The organism is Nocardia sputi, from assembly GCF_023501985.1.
Window position 1 is genome coordinate 148,097 of the sequence record NZ_JAMFLC010000013.1, and the last position, 15,995, is coordinate 164,091.

The window sequence follows — 15,995 nt, forward strand, 5'->3', positions numbered from 1 at the left end:
CCATCACATCCGGAATACGCCGTAGGAAACGGGTTCGAGCGGGGCTTGCGCGCACACCGAAAGAGCCAGTCCGAGCACCGTCCTGGTGTCGGCCGGATCGATGACGCCGTCGTCCCACAACCGCGCGGTCGAGTAGTAGGGGTTGCCCTGGCTTTCGTACTGTTCCCGGATCGGGGCCTTGAACGCCTCCTCGTCCGCGTTTGATCCCTCCCTACTCCCGCCCGGGCGTGACCAGGGCTGCCCGCTGCTGTCGAGCTGGTCGCCGCGCACCGTCGACAGCACCGACGCCGCCTGCTCGCCGCCCATCACGGAGATCCGTGCGTTCGGCCACATCCACAGAAACCGGGGGGAATACGCGCGCCCGCACATCGAGTAGTTGCCCGCGCCGTAGGAGCCGCCGATCACCACGGTCAACTTCGGCACGCGCGCGCAGGCCACCGCGGTGACCATCTTCGCGCCGTGCTTGGCGATACCGCCCGCCTCGTAGTCGCGGCCGACCATGAAGCCGGTGATGTTCTGCAGGAACAGCAGCGGGATGCTGCGCTTGTCGCACAGCTCGATGAAATGCGCGCCCTTCATGGCGGATTCGCTGAACAGCACGCCGTTGTTGGCGACGATGCCCACCGGATGCCCGTGGATGTGCGCGAATCCGGTGACCAGGGTCTTGCCGTATTCGGCCTTGAACTCGTGGAAGCCGCTCTCGCCGTCGGGAGTTCCGTCGACCAGGCGATGGATCACCTCGCGCACGTCGTAGGGGGTGCGCAGGTCGACCGGCACCACGTCGTAGAGCTCCGACTGCGGCGCGGCGGGTGCGATGGTGGGCCGCACCTCCCAGGGGACGGGCGTGCGCGGTCCGAGGGTGGCCACGATGCGGCGCACGATGCGCAGCGCGTCCTGGTCGTCCTCGGCGAGATGGTCGGTGACGCCGGAGGTGCGCGAGTGCAGCTCGCCGCCGCCGAGCTCCTCGGCCGTGACCACCTCCCCGGTCGCGGCCTTCACCAGTGGCGGGCCACCGAGGAAGATGGTGCCCTGATTGCGCACGATCACGGCCTCGTCGCTCATCGCGGGCACGTAGGCGCCTCCGGCGGTGCAGGAGCCGAGTACCGCGGCGATCTGCGGGATTCCCTTGGCGCTCATGGTCGCCTGGTTGAAGAAGATGCGGCCGAAATGCTCCCGGTCGGGGAAGACCTCGTCCTGGTGGGGCAGGTACGCACCGCCGGAGTCGACCAGATACACGCACGGCAAACGGTTCTGCAACGCGATCTCCTGCGCGCGCAGATGCTTCTTCACCGTCATGGGGTAGTAGGTGCCGCCCTTGACCGTCGCGTCGTTGGCCACGATCACGCACTCGCGCCCGGACACCCGGCCGATCCCGGTGATGATCCCGGCGCCGGGGGACTCGTCGCCGTACATCCCGGTCGCGGCCAGCGGGGAGAGCTCGAGAAACGGGCTGCCCGGGTCCAGCAGCCGGTCCACCCGCTGCCTGGGCAGCAGCTTGCCTCGCGCGATGTGGCGATCGCGCGCCTTCGCGGGCCCGCCGAGCGACGCGGCGGCCAGCCGGGCGCGCAGGTCGTCGACCAGCGCCGCGTGCGCGGCGCGATTGTCGACGGCCTCTTCGGTAACGGTCATCACGCCATCCTGTCGTCCAGTTAGTCGACGATAACTGGAATTCAGGTTAGTGTTGATTAACCGAGTTGTCCAGGTCGGTGGAAAGGAACGCGTGTGACCAGTGCCGAATCCGTCGCGCCCACTCGCCGTGAGCAACTGAAGGCGCAACGCAGGACGCAACTGCTGGAAGCCGGGGCGCGGTTGATCGCCGATCGCGGCTTCCTCGGCATGCGCTTGGACGACTTGGGGGCCGCCGTCGGCATCAGCGGTCCGGCGGTCTACCGGCACTTCCCGAACAAAGAAGCGCTGCTGGTCGAGTTGCTGGTCGGGGTGAGTCAGCGCCTGCTCGACGGCGGCAAGGCGGTGGTGGCGGGCACGAATTCCGCCGAGCATGCGTTGGCCGGGCTGGTCGATCACCACTTGGACTTCGCGCTCGGCGAACCCGAGCTGATCCGCATCCAGGACCGGGACCTGGACAATGTGCCCGCCCCGGCCCGCCGCGAGATCCGCCGCACCCAGCGCCAGTACGTGGAGATCTGGGTGGGCGTGCTGCGCGAGCTGCATCCGGAACTACCCGAGGAGACGGCGCGGGTGCAGGCCCACGCCGTCTTCGGCCTGATCAACTCCACCCCGCACAGCGCGAGCGACGCGACCGCCGCCAGGGCCAGGCCGGTGCTGCGCAGGATGGCGCTGACGGCGCTGGGGTGAGCGCGCCCTCATCGCGCGCTCCACCCCCCGTCCATCGTGTATGCCGCGCCGGTGACCATGCCCGCCTCCGGCGACGCGAGCCAGCTCACCAGCGAGGCGACCTCCTCCGGCTCGACGAGGCGTTTGATCGCGCTCTCGGTGAGCAGGATCCTCTCCACCACCTCCTGTTCGGGCACGCCGTGCGCCTTGGCCTGGTCGGCGATCTGCTTGTCCACCAACGGTGTTCGCACATAGCCGGGGTTGACGCAGTTGCTCGTCACCCCGTGCGGTCCGCCCTCCAGTGCGGTGACCTTCGACAACCCCTCCAGCCCGTGTTTGGCCGTGACGTAGGCGACCTTGAATTCGGAGGCGCGCAGGCCGTGCACCGAGGAGATGTTGACGATTCGCCCCCAGCCCTGCCGGTACATGTGCGGCAGAGCGGCGCGCACCAGCAGGAACGGCGCCTCGACCATCAGCGTGAGCAGATCTCGGAAACGCTGCGGCGCGAAGTCTTCGATCGGGCTGATGTGCTGCACCCCGGCGTTGTTCACCAGGATGTCGATGTCGAGTTCCAGCTCCTCCAGCGACGTCACGTCGAGCAGATCGACCGCCCATGACTTGCCGCCGAGTTCCCCGGCCATCGCCTTCGCGCCGGCTTCGTCGACGTCGGCCACCGTCACCGTGGCTCCCCGCGCCGCGAGCGCACGGGCGCACGCCGCGCCGATACCGCTCGCGCCGCCGGTGACCAGAGCGCCGCGCCCCGTCAGATCACTCATCGCACGGTCACCTCGGTGCGCGCGCCCAGGCTCGCGGCGTCGGCGTGATCGATGCTCTCCAAGGACAGCCCCTTCGTCTCTTTCGCGACGAGCACGGCGATCGCGCTCACCGCCGCCGCGCCCGCCAGATACCAGGCGATCGGCACCGCGGAGTGGTAGGTGTTCAGCAGCCGGACGGCGATGATCGGCGCCAGCGAACCGGCCACGATCGAGGTCACCTGGTAGCCGAGGGACACACCGGAATAGCGCATCCGGGTGGGGAACATCTCGGCCATGATCGCGGGCTGCCCGGCGTACATGAAGGCGTGGAAGACCAGGCCGATGATGATGGCGGACATGATGACCACGTTGTGGCCGCTGTCCATCATGGGGAAGGCGAAGAAGCCCCAGGTGCCCGCGGTCAGCGCGCCGACCAGGTAGACCGGTTTGCGGCCGAAGCGGTCGGACAGCCGGCCCACCAGCGGAATCGTCACGAAGTGCACCGCGTGCGCGGCCAGCAGCCACCACAGGATGACCTCGGTGTCGGCGTGCACCTGCACCTTCAGATAGGTGATCGTGAACGTGACCACCAGGTAGTACATGACGTTCTCGCCGAAACGCAGTCCCATCGCGGTGAGTACGCCGCGCGGGTAGCGGCGCAGCACCTCGACCACGCTCAGCGACGTCGCCTTGATCTGCTCGGCTTCCTGCTGCGCCGCGACGAAGATCGGCGCGTCGGTGATCTTGGTGCGGATGTAGTAGCCGATCAGCACCACCACCGCCGACAACCAGAACGCCACTCGCCAGCCCCAGCCGAGGAACGACTCGTCCGACAACGTGGAGGTGAGGACCAACAGCACGACCGTCGCCAGCAGGTTGCCCGCAGGGACGCCCGCTTGTGGCCAGCTCGCCCAGAACCCCCGGCTGCGACTGGGACTGTGCTCGGCGACCAGCAGCACCGCGCCGCCCCATTCCCCGCCGACCGCGAAACCCTGGATGAAGCGCAGCGCCACCAGCAGGGCGGGCGCCCAGTAGCCGATCTGCCCGAAGGTGGGCAGGCAGCCCATCAGGAACGTCGCGCTGCCCACCAGGATCAGGCTGAATTGCAGCAGCTTCTTGCGGCCGTACTTGTCGCCGAAATGTCCGAAGACCACGCCGCCGAGCGGGCGCGCCGCGAAACCGACCGCGTAGGTCACGAACGCGGCGAGGATGGCGTCCAGATCGCTGGTGCCCTTGGCGAAGAACACCTTACTGAACACCAGCGTGGCGGCGGTGCCGTAGAGGAAGAACTCGTACCACTCCACGACCGTGCCCGCCATCGACGCGGCCACCACGCGGCGCAGGCCGCTGGTCGTGCCCTCCGCGTCCTTCGCCGGTGTCGCTCCGGCGCTGTGCTCCCTCATCGCACTTCTCCTTCGTGCCCGGGGCCACACGCCGGGTCTCGGTGTGATGGCCCCCACAATGCTTGGCTGCACAGAGTATTGGTGCAGACGAATCGCGCCGCAATGACCATTAATGCAGTTCGGTTCTGCAAAGATGCAGATACCTGCGGCTGCGGCAGCATTCAGGCTGAAGTCGGCAGGCGTTCACGGGCCCGGAACGGACGCGAATTTCGGATGCGGCCCGGTGCGCGATCCGCTCGGCGGAGCCGGTGATCGGCTCAGGGCGAAGAGCTCTACGTGGTGACCCCGATCAGGTTCGTATCACGGTTCTCGATCGCTTCGGTCGTGTTCTGCGGGGCGGATGGGCGTACTCGGTGCAGGGCCGCGTAGCCCGCGGTCGCGAGGACCAGCGCGACGAATATGCCGAGATTGCTGCTGCCCAAGCCGCCGGCGCGGGCGGCTGGAGTGAACAGATATCCGAGCAGCGGGCCGATGTGCGGATCGGGCGAGGTGATCAAGCCGAACCCGACGAGGGTCGCGACGGTCAGGCAGCCGACCCCGGCACGGTTCACCCTGCCGTAAGCGCCGACCGGGCTGAACAGGGCCGTCCGGTCGTAGCCGATGTGGCGTCGCTGCCACAGGTCGACGACGAAGATTCCGGACCAGGCGGCCATCACCACCGCCGTCGTGGTCAGGAATGCCTGGAACGGGGCGAAGAAGCCCGGAGCGGCGAAGACGACATAGCCACCGGCGCCCGCGATCAGCACCGCGTCGATGAGCACGGTGTAGTGCCTCGGCATCCGCACGCCCAAGGTCTGCAACGCCAGGCCCGAGGAGTACAGGCCGATGATGGAGCCGGACACGAAACCCACCAACGCCAGGATCAGATACGGCACCAAGAACCAGGTGGGCAGATGGGCCGACAAGGCGCTGATCGGATCGGTCGCGGCCCTGGCCGCGACCTCCGGATCACCGGCAGCCAGCAGCGTCCCGAATCCCATCAACACGACGGCGGGCGCGGTGCCGCCGAAGGTGATCCATCCCACCAGCGCACCTCTACCGGTCTCGCGTGGCAGATAGCGGGTGTAGTCGGCCGCGCAGTTCACCCAGCTCAGGCCCAGCAGACTGGCGGTCAACATGATCCCGCCCGTGAACGCGCCGAAACTGGCCCGGCCGTGGGTCGCGAACGAGATCTCGGGCAGCGTCAGCACGCAGTAGACCACCGACAGCGCGGTGAATACCAGGGCGAACCACTTCTGGATCCGCAAGATCACGTGGCAGCCGTAGATGCCGACCACCGTGCTGGCCAGGACGACGAGGCAGAGGGTGACGACCATGAGCGGTCTGGTATCCATCTCCGGGTCGAGCCGATGGGCAACGGTGCGGGCCGCGAGGGTCGCCAGGACCGCCGAGAAGGTCTCCCACCCCACCAACGCCAGATAACTGATCAAGGTCGGGACCTTGTTGCCGTGAAATCCGAACGCCGCGCGGCCGGCCACCATGGTCGCCGCCCCGCCTCGCTGCCCGGCCAGTGACACCAGAGCGAGCAGCAGGAACGACAGCACCGCACCGGCCGCCGCCGCCAGCGCCGCCAGGTGCCAGTCGAGGCCCAATGCCATGACATACGGACCGAACGACACCAGCAGCACGTTGCAACTGGTGCCCGCCCACGGCCAGAACTGCGCGCGCGGTTTACCTCGACGCTCCTCATCGGTGACCCATTCGGCGCCTTTGCGCTCGACGGACCATTCCGAAGTTTTCGCTGAAGCCGCTGGAGCTGTTGCCATGCCGAGATCCATTCGCCGAGGGCCGCGACCGGCTGCGGGCACCGGGCCCCGACCATTACGTATACTTATCTATTGTGCCGCTGAATGATGGCTCATTGTATGGCGGTTTAGTGCTGAGCGGAACCATCGTTGATAGAGCAACTATTGAGGCGCAACGGATCTGACGCTCGGAGGAAGCAAGCGTTTTCGATCAGGTAGGCGTTATCGGAGCGCGGATTGCTCCTTCGGTCGCGCTCTGGGTGATGCGCTGCGGACTCCCTCACACCTGATTAACGACCCGTTATCGAACGGCGTATGGCCTGGTGACGCAGAACTTGCGGTGCTGCCCACGATCAGGTGTCGGTCCGGCCCAGAGCGGTCGGCCGCTTTCGAACAGTCGCCGGAGCGGCAGGCCGTTCCGTTCTGCGAAGATGCAGAGATGAGCCCGGCTTCCGCGGGGTCTGCCCGACGTCCCAGCGCCGACGACCTCCTCGTTCTGCTCGCGGTCGGACGGTCCGGCCGCTTCGTCACCGCGGCCGAGGAACTCGGCATCAACCACACCACGATCTCCCGCCGCATCGCCGCGCTGGAACACACCCTCGGCGGCCGGGTGCTCACCCGGGTGGCGGGTGGCTGGGAGCTGACCGATCTCGGCAAGGAGGCGCTCGCCGCCGCCGAGGCGGTGGAATCGGCCGTGAAGTCCCTCGCGAGCGACGCGGGTGGGAACCGATCGCTGGAAGGGGTGGTCCGCATCTCGGCGACGGACGGCTTCAGCGCCTACATCGCCGCGCCAGCGGCCGCCGAAGTGCAGCGGCAGCACCCGAAGATCACGGTGGAGATCGTGGCGACCACCCGGCGCGCGTCGCAACAACGTTCGGGACTCGACCTCGAGATCGTCGTCGGCGAGCCGCAAGTGCACCGCGCCACCGCCACCCACCTGGCCGACTATTGCCTCGGCCTCTACGCCTCGCGCGATTACCTGCGCGACCACGGCACGCCCGCGACGATCGAGGACCTGGCCGAGCACCCGCTGGTGTACTTCATCGATTCCATGCTCCAAGTCGACGACCTCGACCTGGCCTCCAGCTTCGCGCCCGCGATGCGCGAATCCGTCACCTCCACCAATGTTTTCGTGCATGTGGAAGCCACACGCGCGGCAGCGGGCCTCGGCCTGCTGCCCTGCTTCATGGCCGATCGCCACGCGGATCTCGTTCGCGTGCTGGCCGATTCGGTGACGGTCACCCTCGGCTACTGGCTGGTCGCCCGCACCGAAACGCTCCGCCGCCCGGAAGTGGCCGCCGTCGTCACCGCGATCCGCGCCATGGTCGCCGACCAGCGCGACGTCCTTCTCGGACGCCTGGGCTGACTTCCGCCGGGCGAACATCGGCGGTCCGAGCTGCGGAGCACACAGGTTCACCTGCGCTCCTGGACGTTTTCGCCCGAGATCTGTTTGGCTGGTGGCTTCGACGGTTTCAGGAGGTCACACCTATGGCGCTCATGCACTGGGGATTCATCTACACAGCGGCCGGCAGTGCCACGGGCGGCGATGTCAGCGTCGTGGACACCGGAAAGTGCCGCACTGTCCTCGTGGGGGTGGAGAAGCCCGAGGAAGGCATCGAGGTCGCGCGCCGCCTGGTGGACGAGGGTGTGCAATTGATCGAGCTGTGCGGAGGGTTCGGGCCCGTTTGGGCCGGGCGCGTCATCGAGGCGATCGACGGTGCGGTGCCCGTGGGCACGGTCGGCTACGGGCCTGAAGCAGTCGACCAGGTGCACGCCATCTTCTCCTGACCGTATGCCGCAAAGGCAGATCGCGTCTGTTGTTCTCCGAGTCAGGCCGTTCGGGCGAGGGTGTCGAATCGGTGGCGGAAGTGTTCTGCGTCGTCTCCCCGTGTGCGGGTGGCGGCTACGCGGACCGGGCGTAATTCGGCCAGAAGTCGTGGAGAGTTGACGGGGCCTTCCAGGAGGGCCAGGGCGGTGTGCGCTTCGGTGATCGCCGCGGTGGAGTCACCGAGCCCGGCGAGAGCGGCGGCGAAATAGGCGCGGTACGAGGCTTCGTCCCGTGGGAAATAACCCCCGTGGGCCACGCTCTGGCGGCACAGTTCGGCCGCCTGGCCGTGGTGCCCGAGCATCCGGAGTCCTCGCGCCTCATGGGCGTGCAACTCGGCCTCGTTCACGTGCTCCAACCATGCCGGGTCGTCTGGATTGTCGAGGCCGCGATCGGCCTCGCGCCACACTCGCGCCATCGCGCGATCGAACTCCTGCTGGTCACCGACGGCCGCGTACGCGGTTGCCTCCTCGGCGGCCTTCAGCGCGTTCATGCGAGCGGACGGTATGCCCCTGACGAGTTCTGTCGAGCGCCGTGCGAGGCGCACGGGCTCGGCAAAAGAGGCGGGGGAGGACGCGGCGAGATTCGCGAGGTCTCCCAGGGCGGCGGCCAATAAGGCGTTGTCGCCGCACTGTTCGGCAAGCAGAACCGATTCCGTGAGTTGCCGCCAGGCAGTGCCGGGCCGATTGCTATCACGAGCCAGCCAAGCAACGGTATTCGACAGCCATCCGGTGGCACTCACCAATTCGGTCCCTAGGTGGCGGCCGTACGACCTGGAGTCCAGCAGCCGCCGTACCGAGGCGTATTGGCGCGCTGCGTAGTCGAAGACGCCGCCACCTCCACGATGGTTGTCGTGCTCCCACAGCCGTTGCGTGAGCACCCGAATATAAGTGACGTGCCCGGTGCCGACCCGAATCGGTTCAGCCGCCCTGGTCGGCGGTATGGAGACACCCGACACTGCCGTTATTGTCGCTGCCAGGCCGAATTGTCTGCGGTCCACGTCATCGACTCCTTCGCCACCCCCGTAGTCGATGGTCCCCGTATCGGGTGTCGCGAGCAAGAGGGGCAGCAGCGCGGAGCGGGGAATCCCCAGCGCGTCGGCGGCGCGAACGAGTTCGCGGATGTCGAAGATGGTCCCCACTTCACCGCGTTCCACGCGGCCCGCGTGAGTGCGGTCCCAGTGCAGGAGTGCGCCGAAGTCGGCTTGCGACAAGCCCATCTCTCTGCGGACGAGGGCGAGGGCTTGACCGGGCCGACCCTCGGCGAGCAACTTACGGAATTGCGGCGACTTCCACACGCCGTCCATCTCGTGGTCGATCACTTTCGGCCCCCTGTCCCGAAATCCCTGTTGTGAGCGCACTTTAAGCCCGACTTTGCAGGCTGCGGGGGGCGACCACAGATTTCGCACACCCGGTGCCGTGCGCTTGACAGCGTCGCGGTGCGCCCTTCCGTTTCCTCTTCGCTCGATTCGAGCAGCTGAATTGGAGAATGCCGCTACATGCGCTCGATCTTCTACGGGATGAGGATGTGGTGGGCTTGGCAGTATCGGCGGTACAGAGTTCCTGACTGCGGGTTATGCCGTGCGGGCGAGGGCGTCGAAGCGGAGGCGGAAGTGCTCCGCGTCGTCGTCACGCGTGCGTGCGGCGGCGACTCGCACCGGGCGCAGTTCGGCCAGTAGGCGCGGAGAGTCGACCGGGCCTTCCAACAGGGTCATGGCGGTGTGCGCTTCGGTGATCGCCGCGGTGGAGTCGCCGAGCCCGGCGAGAGCGGCGGCGAAATAGGCGCGGTACGAGGCTTCGTCTCGTGGACGCTGGGTGCCGCGTTCCCCGATCGTTTCTCGGTAGATGCTTACGGCCCGGTCGTGCTGACCCAAGTAGACGCGGCCCCGGGCCTCGATCGACCTGATCTCGGACGGTGTGACGTGGTGCAGCCAGACCGGCTCGTCGACATCGTCGAGTCCTCGCTCGACCTCGCGCCAGGCTCGGGTCATCGCCTGTTCGAAGTCCTGCCGTTCCCCGATTGCCGCGTGTGCCACGGCTTCACGGGCGGATCGGACCGCGTTCAGCCGGGCCGACGGGATTCGGCGAGCCAGGTGGCTGGCGCGCTGAGCCAGCCGCACGGGTTCGCGGCTCGTCGGTCTGTCGGTGGTCAAGAACGTCAAACTGGCGAGCGCATTGGCGAGTAATTCGTCGTTGTCGGCCTGCTCGGCCATCAGCACCGCTTCGACGTAGCACTGCCGCGCGACAGCGGATCGCCCAGCGTCCAGGCAGAGCCAACCGGCGCAGCGAGCAAGACGGCTCGTCTCGGCCAACAGACGGAGGCCGGTGTGTCGGCCGTAGCCACCGTGGTCGAGCAGGCGGCGAGCCAAACCATATTGCCGAAACGCGAATTCGGCGATGTCCCCGCCGCCGAAGTGATTGTCGTGATTCCACATGCGCTGCGTCAGTGTCTGGAAGTAGGCGACATGGCCGGACCCGACCCGGGGCGGCGCAGACTGTGCGGGTGCGCTTGCGGCCATAGTGGTGATTGTTGCTGCCAGGCCGAATTGTCTGCGGTCCATGTCGTCGGCTCCTTTCCCCCCGCCTTCGATGGTCCTCGGGTCGACCGGTCCCAGCAAGATTGGAAGCAATGCCGTGCGCGGCACTCCCAGCGCGTCGGCGGCGCGAACGAGTTCGCGGATGTCGAAGATGGTCCCCACTTCACCGCGTTCCACGCGGCCCGCGTGAGTGCGGTCCCAGTGCAGGAGTGCGCCGAAGTCGGCTTGCGACAAGCCCATCTCTCTGCGGACGAGGGCGAGGGCTTGACCGGGCCGACCCTCGGCGAGCAACTTGCGGAATTGCGGCGACTTCCACACGCCGTCCATCTCGTGGTCGAACACTTTCGGCCCCCTGTTCCGAAACCCGCTGTCGTGCGCGAACTTTAAGCAGGAATCCGCAGGCCGCGGGCGGCAACCGCAGATTCCGCACACCCGGTGCCGTGCGCTTGACAGCGTCGCGATGTTCCGTCCGTTCCTCGAGGCTCGAGGTGCGCGCGCCGCCGGGGTGATGTCGTGTCGGTGCGGCACTCCGGACGCGGTGAGCCGCGAGCGGTGGCGAAAGCCCCCGGCGGCGGGCGCACCCATCGAACGAGAGGTGATCATGAAGCCGAAAGTGGTCGGGTATCTGCGCCGCGACATCTCCGGGCGCCGCGCGCGCCGGCACGAACTGGAGATCCGCGTGCTGGCGAAGTCGTCGGGCTTCGATCTGGCACGAACGCTGGTCGCGGGGCCGACCGCACCCGCGTCGCTCGAGGCGCTGCTCACCGTGATCGGCCGCGTCGGCGCGATCGCGGTGATCACGCCGTCCCGGGGCCATCTGGAAGACCGCGCGGACGCGCTCATGGCCGTGTGCGGGCTGATAACTCTGGACTCCAGGCACATTCCACCGCAGGGCATGGGACGCCCCGCCGCACCATGGCCCCTCGGACCACGCTCGGGTGATCGAACGCGTTGGGCCGCTTCATCGGACTCGGCGTCCGGCCGGAACACATCCGGCCCTGACCTCTGAAACGACCTCTCGGTGGACGAACTCGGCTCCGCCTCCCGCCTTGTCCCTACATCCCGCATGGGCGATCGGGACGCCGCATGGGGCCATTGCCGACGATCGGTGTTTCCGCCGCGCCCGATCGGTCAACAAATGACAGCGGGCTGTCGGGAAGCCGACGCTCACCACACATCAGATCGTTTGCCCGGCAATAAGAGTGCGCCGGGTGACGCGTGCAAGGAGGAATTGAGTGCGATCCATCCAAGCGGGAGCCCTCGTCATGGCGCTGGCCGCCGCGACCGTGATCGGAGCGAGTTCGGCGCAGGCCGAGGAGACCCTGCCCGGTGCGCCCAAGGACGAGATCATCTCGGTCGACATCAACCTGCTCGGCTGCTCCCTCGGCGCAGGCCTCGGCCTCGACCTGCTGCTCGCGCTCACCGCGGGCAACGGTTCCAGCGCGACCGTCGGCTCCGGCTTGGCCACCCGCCTGCGTGCCGCGGGCTGCCTGCCGTGGCAGCGCTGAGCACGCGGCGCATCGGGTGAGTGCGATGAGATAGATGAGATAGCGGGCTGGGTGAACCTGCGCGACCTCATCACGAGAAACCGACTGTTCGGTAGTAAGTTGCCTCGTGAGACGTCGACATCTGGTCCGGGAGCTTTCGCCGGTCGGATGCCGGACCGCTGCCGGGCGGTTCGTCGCAGGTGAGGTGAGGGTTCATGGCTGAGTACACGCCGACTTCGGTCGCGATCTACGACGTCGGTTATTCGCAAGCACGCCGAGTGGCCCAATTCAGGTTGGATCCCGGCGGTAGCGTGACGCTCACCGTGGTCGATCGCGACGGATGCCTGCTGGCGGAAAGGCTGTACGAGCGCGGTATCGAGGTCTTCGACCCGCCCGCGCGAATCATGCCGGACGAAGGCGCCCCTTTCCTCCGCGCGCTGCTCCACTGGCGCGCGATGAGCTATTACCGCGTCGTCGATGAAAGCCCGGACGAGCCGAAGCGGCCCGCCGTCCGCACCCCTTGGTCGGCGGGCCCGGCATCGGGCTCGGATGGCGCTTCGGCGCCGCCCTCTCGGTGAGAGATGCTGTCACCCCACTTCTTCGCAACATCACCCGGCGCTTGACCAAAACCCTCGATCTCGGGACGCGGACGGCCGCAGGCACCTACCGGCGCACCAGCAGCACGCTCGACAGCGGCGCTCGCGCGTTGCGGGATGCCGACGAGCGCGGGTCGCATCTGCTGGAAGAAGCGCGCACCCGGACACAGCCGCATCCGGCGCAGGCTTCCCGGGAGCGAACGTGGAATTACCAGGCCAGTGCCGCCGAATCCGCTATGCGGGCGCGCCGCCTGATCGATGATGTCGAGTTCGAGGGCGACATGCGGGAAGCCGTGGCGAGAAGCTCCACCACGGTGCGGAAGATGCGTTCCGACGACGGTGAATTGAACATCTACAAGCCTATCCATGGTGAGGAATACGACCCGGGGTTGCCTTTCGTCCACGCCCCCGGGGCGCTGACGAGCCGGGAGATCGCGGCCTATCGGGTCGATGAATTACTCGGCTTCGGCAGGGTGCCGACGACAGCCCGGACGGACGGTGTGATCGGACCCGACGGCAGAGCGTCCGGGCCCGGCATGATCCAGCGGTTCGTCGAGTCCGGCCCTGCGCGGACGGTGGCGGAGTACCCGAGAGCCCAGCAACAGCAGGTCGCGGTACTCGATTACGTGATCGGTGCGCTCGATCGCCATCCCGGCAACTATCGCACCGTCGAACGCGACGGGCAGCTCGAGGTGGTCGCCATAGATCACGGTCGGTCGTTCCCCCTCTCGACTCGACCGCTCGAGATCAATATCGATTCCGACTTCGTGACGGCGCAGAAAGGTCAGCGCCTCGAGGATGATGTGCTGCGTGGGGTCCGAGGAGTGGACATGGACCGCTTTCGATCGGCGCTCGGCGACGCCGGTCTCCATGACAACGCCATCAAGGGCGCGGTGGCACGGCTGGAGAAAATCCGGGAGCTCGGGATGATCCCTGCCGATGCCAGGGTGCTGCCACCTTGATCCACTGGGTCATCCGGCCTGTGGGTGCGGGCGCTGGTCGATCGTGTTCCGCGCCCGTGTCCACACTTCGTGAGCGTCGAACCGGGCGGCCCGCCACGAGTCGGTGGCGACTCGGACTCGGCCGCGCCACTTTCGCATGATGTCGGTGTGCACCGGCCATCGCACGAACCGCCGCGTGTCCTGCTCGGTCTCCCACACCGAGATCGACCCGCCGCGCAACTCGGATGGCCGCGCCCATAGCCACAGGCCGACCGCGCCGTGCATCACGGGCCAATTCCGGCCCAGCCGCATCCCCGTCTTGTAGATCTCCTGAACGTCTTCTTCGGTCACGGCGAGGAAGTCGGTCACGCTGATGAATACCGGACCCGCGATGTCGTGGCGCGGCCCGGCTTGCCAGGGCATGAGCACGGTGCCCTCGGAGAACGGTTGTTCGCCTGCCGTGCCGGGCTGGTCGGAGGATCCTCGATCTGTAGAATTAATACGCATTTGCAGATGATATGCACACGCATATGAAATGGGCAACCATCTGTCGATGGTCGTGGGCCTCGTGCTCCGGGCAGGGATCGAGCCGCTGCTGTGTTCGGAATCGGAGCCCTGGTCGAGCACGACGCTGTCCGGCCGGTCGTCGTCTCGGCGATTCGCCGCGTGATCTGTGGCCGATCGCGACCTAGGGTGAGCGGATGGCCTCTCTTTCGGATCCCGAAGTCCGCGAGTTCCTCACCCACGGCACTCGAACCGGCAAGGTGGCGTTCGTCGCCGCCGACGGCAGGCCGGTGGTGAGTCCGGTTTGGTTCATTCTCAAGGGGGACGAGCTGGTCTTCAACACCGGCAAGTCGACCGCGAAGGGCAAGGCGTTCGCCCGCGACGGGCGCATCGCGATCTGCGTCGACCTGGAGGAACCGCCCTACGCGTCGGTCCAGTTGCAGGGGTCGGTGACGCTCTCGGAAGACCCCGGCGAACTCCTGCGCACAGCCACCGCGATCGGGGGGCGTTATATGGGCGCGGACCGTGCCGAGGAATTCGGCAAGCGCAACGGCGTCCCCGGCGAACTCGTCGTCCGCCTCCGCCCCGACAAGGTGATCGCCCACTTCGACGCCACTGCCTGAGCGCCGGGTCCCCACCACCGCGAATCGTTGCCGCGGGGGTCGTGCGCCGCTCGGTCGGCCGATCGGTTCCGGCGGTCAATACACTCGCGCGCATGACCGTGCACTTCATCGGGGCCGGGCCGGGCGCGGCCGATCTGTTGACGGTGCGCGCGGTCGAGTTGCTCCGCGCGTCGCCGGTATGCCTGTATGCCGGGACCTACCTGGATCGCGACGTACTCGCCCACTGCGCGCCGGACGCCGAGCTGATCGATACCCAGCACTTGGACCTCGAACAGATCACCGAGCATCTGGTGCGCGCCACCGCGGAAGGCAAGAACGTGGCTCGCCTGTGCTCGGGTGACCCGTCGCTGTACTCGGCGCTGACCGAGCAGACCCGCAGGCTCGACGCGCACGGTGTGCCGTGGGACGTCACGCCGGGCGTGCCCGCTTACGCCGCCGCGGCGGCCGTACTCGGCACGGAGTTGACGGTGCCTGAGTTGGCGCAGTCGGTCGTGCTGACCCGTACCCGGGCCCGCTCCACCGCGATGCCCGAGTCGGAAGCGCTGGCGAACTTCGCCGCCACCGGAGCCACCCTCGCGCTTCATCTGGCCATCACCAGCGTCCGCGCCCTGGCCGCCGAACTGGCCGCCGACTACGGCCCGGATTGCCCGGTCGCCGTCGTCTACCGCGCCAGCCGGCCCGAGCAACTGGTTCTGCGCGGCACCCTGGCCGACATCGCCGACCAGGTCGAAGCCGCCGGACTGCGGCAGGCGGCGGTGATCCTGGTGGGTCGTGCGCTCACGCCCGCGGTGTCGTGCGCGCAATCGCACCTCTACGACCCGTCGCGGGTTCGCGGCCCCGCGGGTGCGCAGCCTGAATGACAATGGCGCGGATCCACCGTGGGCGGGTAGGCGGCTGCCGTCTCTCGGCGCGGAAGTGTCGCCAATGGCGCAGGAGTGACCTGTGTGAGAACCGCAACATCTCTTGGCGAACTCTTCGCAACGCTACTGCCTGTGGTGATGCTTGATGGCTATGACCGATGGTTGGTTGGGTGCCGGAGGCGACGGTAGATTGATCCGGTGATTCGCAAAGAACGTCCCGGCGGAGCCGGTCGGTGGGTTCTGGGCACGGTCGGGCCCATGTAACAAAGTCGGCATGCTGGACAGATAGTTCAAATGAACATTTTTTGCCTGATTTGATGTGAGAACTCAGCCCGGAGACGCAGGCGCCACGCTTGGAAAGGTGCGCGTCCCCTCCGGGTGTGGTCGGGGAGCGCTTGCGTGGTGTTCCGGAAGCGAGGTTACGG

16 protein-coding genes are annotated in these 15,995 nt (G+C 67.4%); 9 read left to right on the forward strand and 7 right to left on the reverse strand.

Translation table 11 applies throughout. The features are described 5' to 3' along the window. Positions 1 to 3: 3 nt before the first annotated feature. Positions 4 to 1,629 (reverse strand): carboxyl transferase domain-containing protein, encoded by a 1,626-nt coding sequence (locus M8859_RS17825; protein ID WP_195070372.1) that lies wholly within the window; start codon positions 1,627 to 1,629, stop codon positions 4 to 6. 93 nt (positions 1,630 to 1,722) lie between these two features. Here M8859_RS17825 and M8859_RS17830 point away from each other — a divergent pair, with 93 nt between their 5' ends. Beyond that, positions 1,723 to 2,316, forward strand: coding sequence for an SACE_7040 family transcriptional regulator (locus M8859_RS17830; RefSeq protein WP_195070373.1), 594 nt, complete (start codon positions 1,723 to 1,725; stop codon positions 2,314 to 2,316). 8 nt (positions 2,317 to 2,324) lie between these two features. Here M8859_RS17830 and M8859_RS17835 read toward each other — a convergent pair whose 3' ends face one another. From M8859_RS17835 to M8859_RS17845, 3 genes are all read right to left on the reverse strand, one after another. Beyond that, positions 2,325 to 3,071 (reverse strand): 3-hydroxybutyrate dehydrogenase, encoded by a 747-nt coding sequence (locus tag M8859_RS17835; protein WP_159924886.1) that lies wholly within the window; start codon positions 3,069 to 3,071, stop codon positions 2,325 to 2,327. Further along, on the reverse strand, positions 3,068 to 4,453 hold the full coding sequence (locus M8859_RS17840) for an MFS transporter (RefSeq protein ID WP_159924884.1): 1,386 nt from the start codon (positions 4,451 to 4,453) through the stop codon (positions 3,068 to 3,070). The genes M8859_RS17835 and M8859_RS17840 overlap by 4 nt, the downstream gene beginning before the upstream one ends. Positions 4,454 to 4,725: 272 nt before the next feature. Continuing rightward, positions 4,726 to 6,219: a purine-cytosine permease family protein gene (locus M8859_RS17845; protein ID WP_159924882.1), complete on the reverse strand. Its 1,494-nt coding sequence runs from the start codon at positions 6,217 to 6,219 to the stop codon at positions 4,726 to 4,728. 418 nt (positions 6,220 to 6,637) lie between these two features. On the opposite strand from M8859_RS17845, the gene M8859_RS17850 reads away from it, so the two are divergent. Further along, on the forward strand, positions 6,638 to 7,564 hold the full coding sequence (locus M8859_RS17850) for a LysR family transcriptional regulator (protein WP_195070375.1): 927 nt from the start codon (positions 6,638 to 6,640) through the stop codon (positions 7,562 to 7,564). Positions 7,565 to 7,686: 122 nt separating this feature from the next. Beyond that, positions 7,687 to 7,986 (forward strand): DUF6506 family protein, encoded by a 300-nt coding sequence (locus M8859_RS17855; RefSeq protein WP_159924878.1) that lies wholly within the window; start codon positions 7,687 to 7,689, stop codon positions 7,984 to 7,986. A 41-nt stretch (positions 7,987 to 8,027) separates the two neighbouring features. On the opposite strand, the gene M8859_RS17860 is transcribed toward M8859_RS17855, so the two are convergent. Then, positions 8,028 to 9,344: a helix-turn-helix domain-containing protein gene (locus tag M8859_RS17860; protein WP_159924876.1), complete on the reverse strand. Its 1,317-nt coding sequence runs from the start codon at positions 9,342 to 9,344 to the stop codon at positions 8,028 to 8,030. A gap of 252 nt (positions 9,345 to 9,596) precedes the next feature. After that, complete coding sequence (locus M8859_RS17865; protein ID WP_159924874.1) at positions 9,597 to 11,162, reverse strand: helix-turn-helix domain-containing protein; 1,566 nt, start codon at positions 11,160 to 11,162, stop codon at positions 9,597 to 9,599. On the opposite strand from M8859_RS17865, the gene M8859_RS17870 reads away from it, so the two are divergent. The 4 genes from M8859_RS17870 (at position 11,161) to M8859_RS17885 (ending at position 13,604) form a co-directional block, all read left to right on the forward strand. Then, entirely contained in the window at positions 11,161 to 11,568 is a 408-nt protein-coding gene (locus M8859_RS17870; protein WP_195072445.1) for a hypothetical protein, read from the forward strand. The two genes, M8859_RS17865 and M8859_RS17870, sit on opposite strands and share 2 nt — an antisense overlap. Positions 11,569 to 11,794: 226 nt before the next feature. Continuing rightward, complete coding sequence (locus M8859_RS17875) at positions 11,795 to 12,067, forward strand: hypothetical protein (protein WP_159924868.1); 273 nt, start codon at positions 11,795 to 11,797, stop codon at positions 12,065 to 12,067. 194 nt (positions 12,068 to 12,261) lie between these two features. Further along, the gene (locus M8859_RS17880) at positions 12,262 to 12,624 is read left to right on the forward strand and encodes a hypothetical protein (protein ID WP_195072444.1); all 363 of its coding nucleotides are present in this window, start codon (positions 12,262 to 12,264) and stop codon (positions 12,622 to 12,624) included. Between the two features lie 41 nt (positions 12,625 to 12,665). Beyond that, entirely contained in the window at positions 12,666 to 13,604 is a 939-nt protein-coding gene (locus M8859_RS17885) for a protein kinase family protein (protein ID WP_195072443.1), read from the forward strand. A 9-nt stretch (positions 13,605 to 13,613) separates the two neighbouring features. Here M8859_RS17885 and M8859_RS17890 read toward each other — a convergent pair whose 3' ends face one another. After that, positions 13,614 to 14,090 carry a hypothetical protein gene (locus tag M8859_RS17890; RefSeq protein WP_195072442.1) on the reverse strand — a complete coding sequence of 159 codons (477 nt, stop codon included), beginning with the start codon at positions 14,088 to 14,090 and terminating at the stop codon, positions 13,614 to 13,616. Between the two features lie 194 nt (positions 14,091 to 14,284). Here M8859_RS17890 and M8859_RS17895 point away from each other — a divergent pair, with 194 nt between their 5' ends. Beyond that, on the forward strand, positions 14,285 to 14,710 hold the full coding sequence (locus tag M8859_RS17895) for a PPOX class F420-dependent oxidoreductase (RefSeq protein WP_159924860.1): 426 nt from the start codon (positions 14,285 to 14,287) through the stop codon (positions 14,708 to 14,710). A gap of 92 nt (positions 14,711 to 14,802) precedes the next feature. Then, the gene (gene cobM, locus M8859_RS17900; RefSeq protein ID WP_195070903.1) at positions 14,803 to 15,570 is read left to right on the forward strand and encodes a precorrin-4 C(11)-methyltransferase; all 768 of its coding nucleotides are present in this window, start codon (positions 14,803 to 14,805) and stop codon (positions 15,568 to 15,570) included. Positions 15,571 to 15,995: the final 425 nt, after the last annotated feature.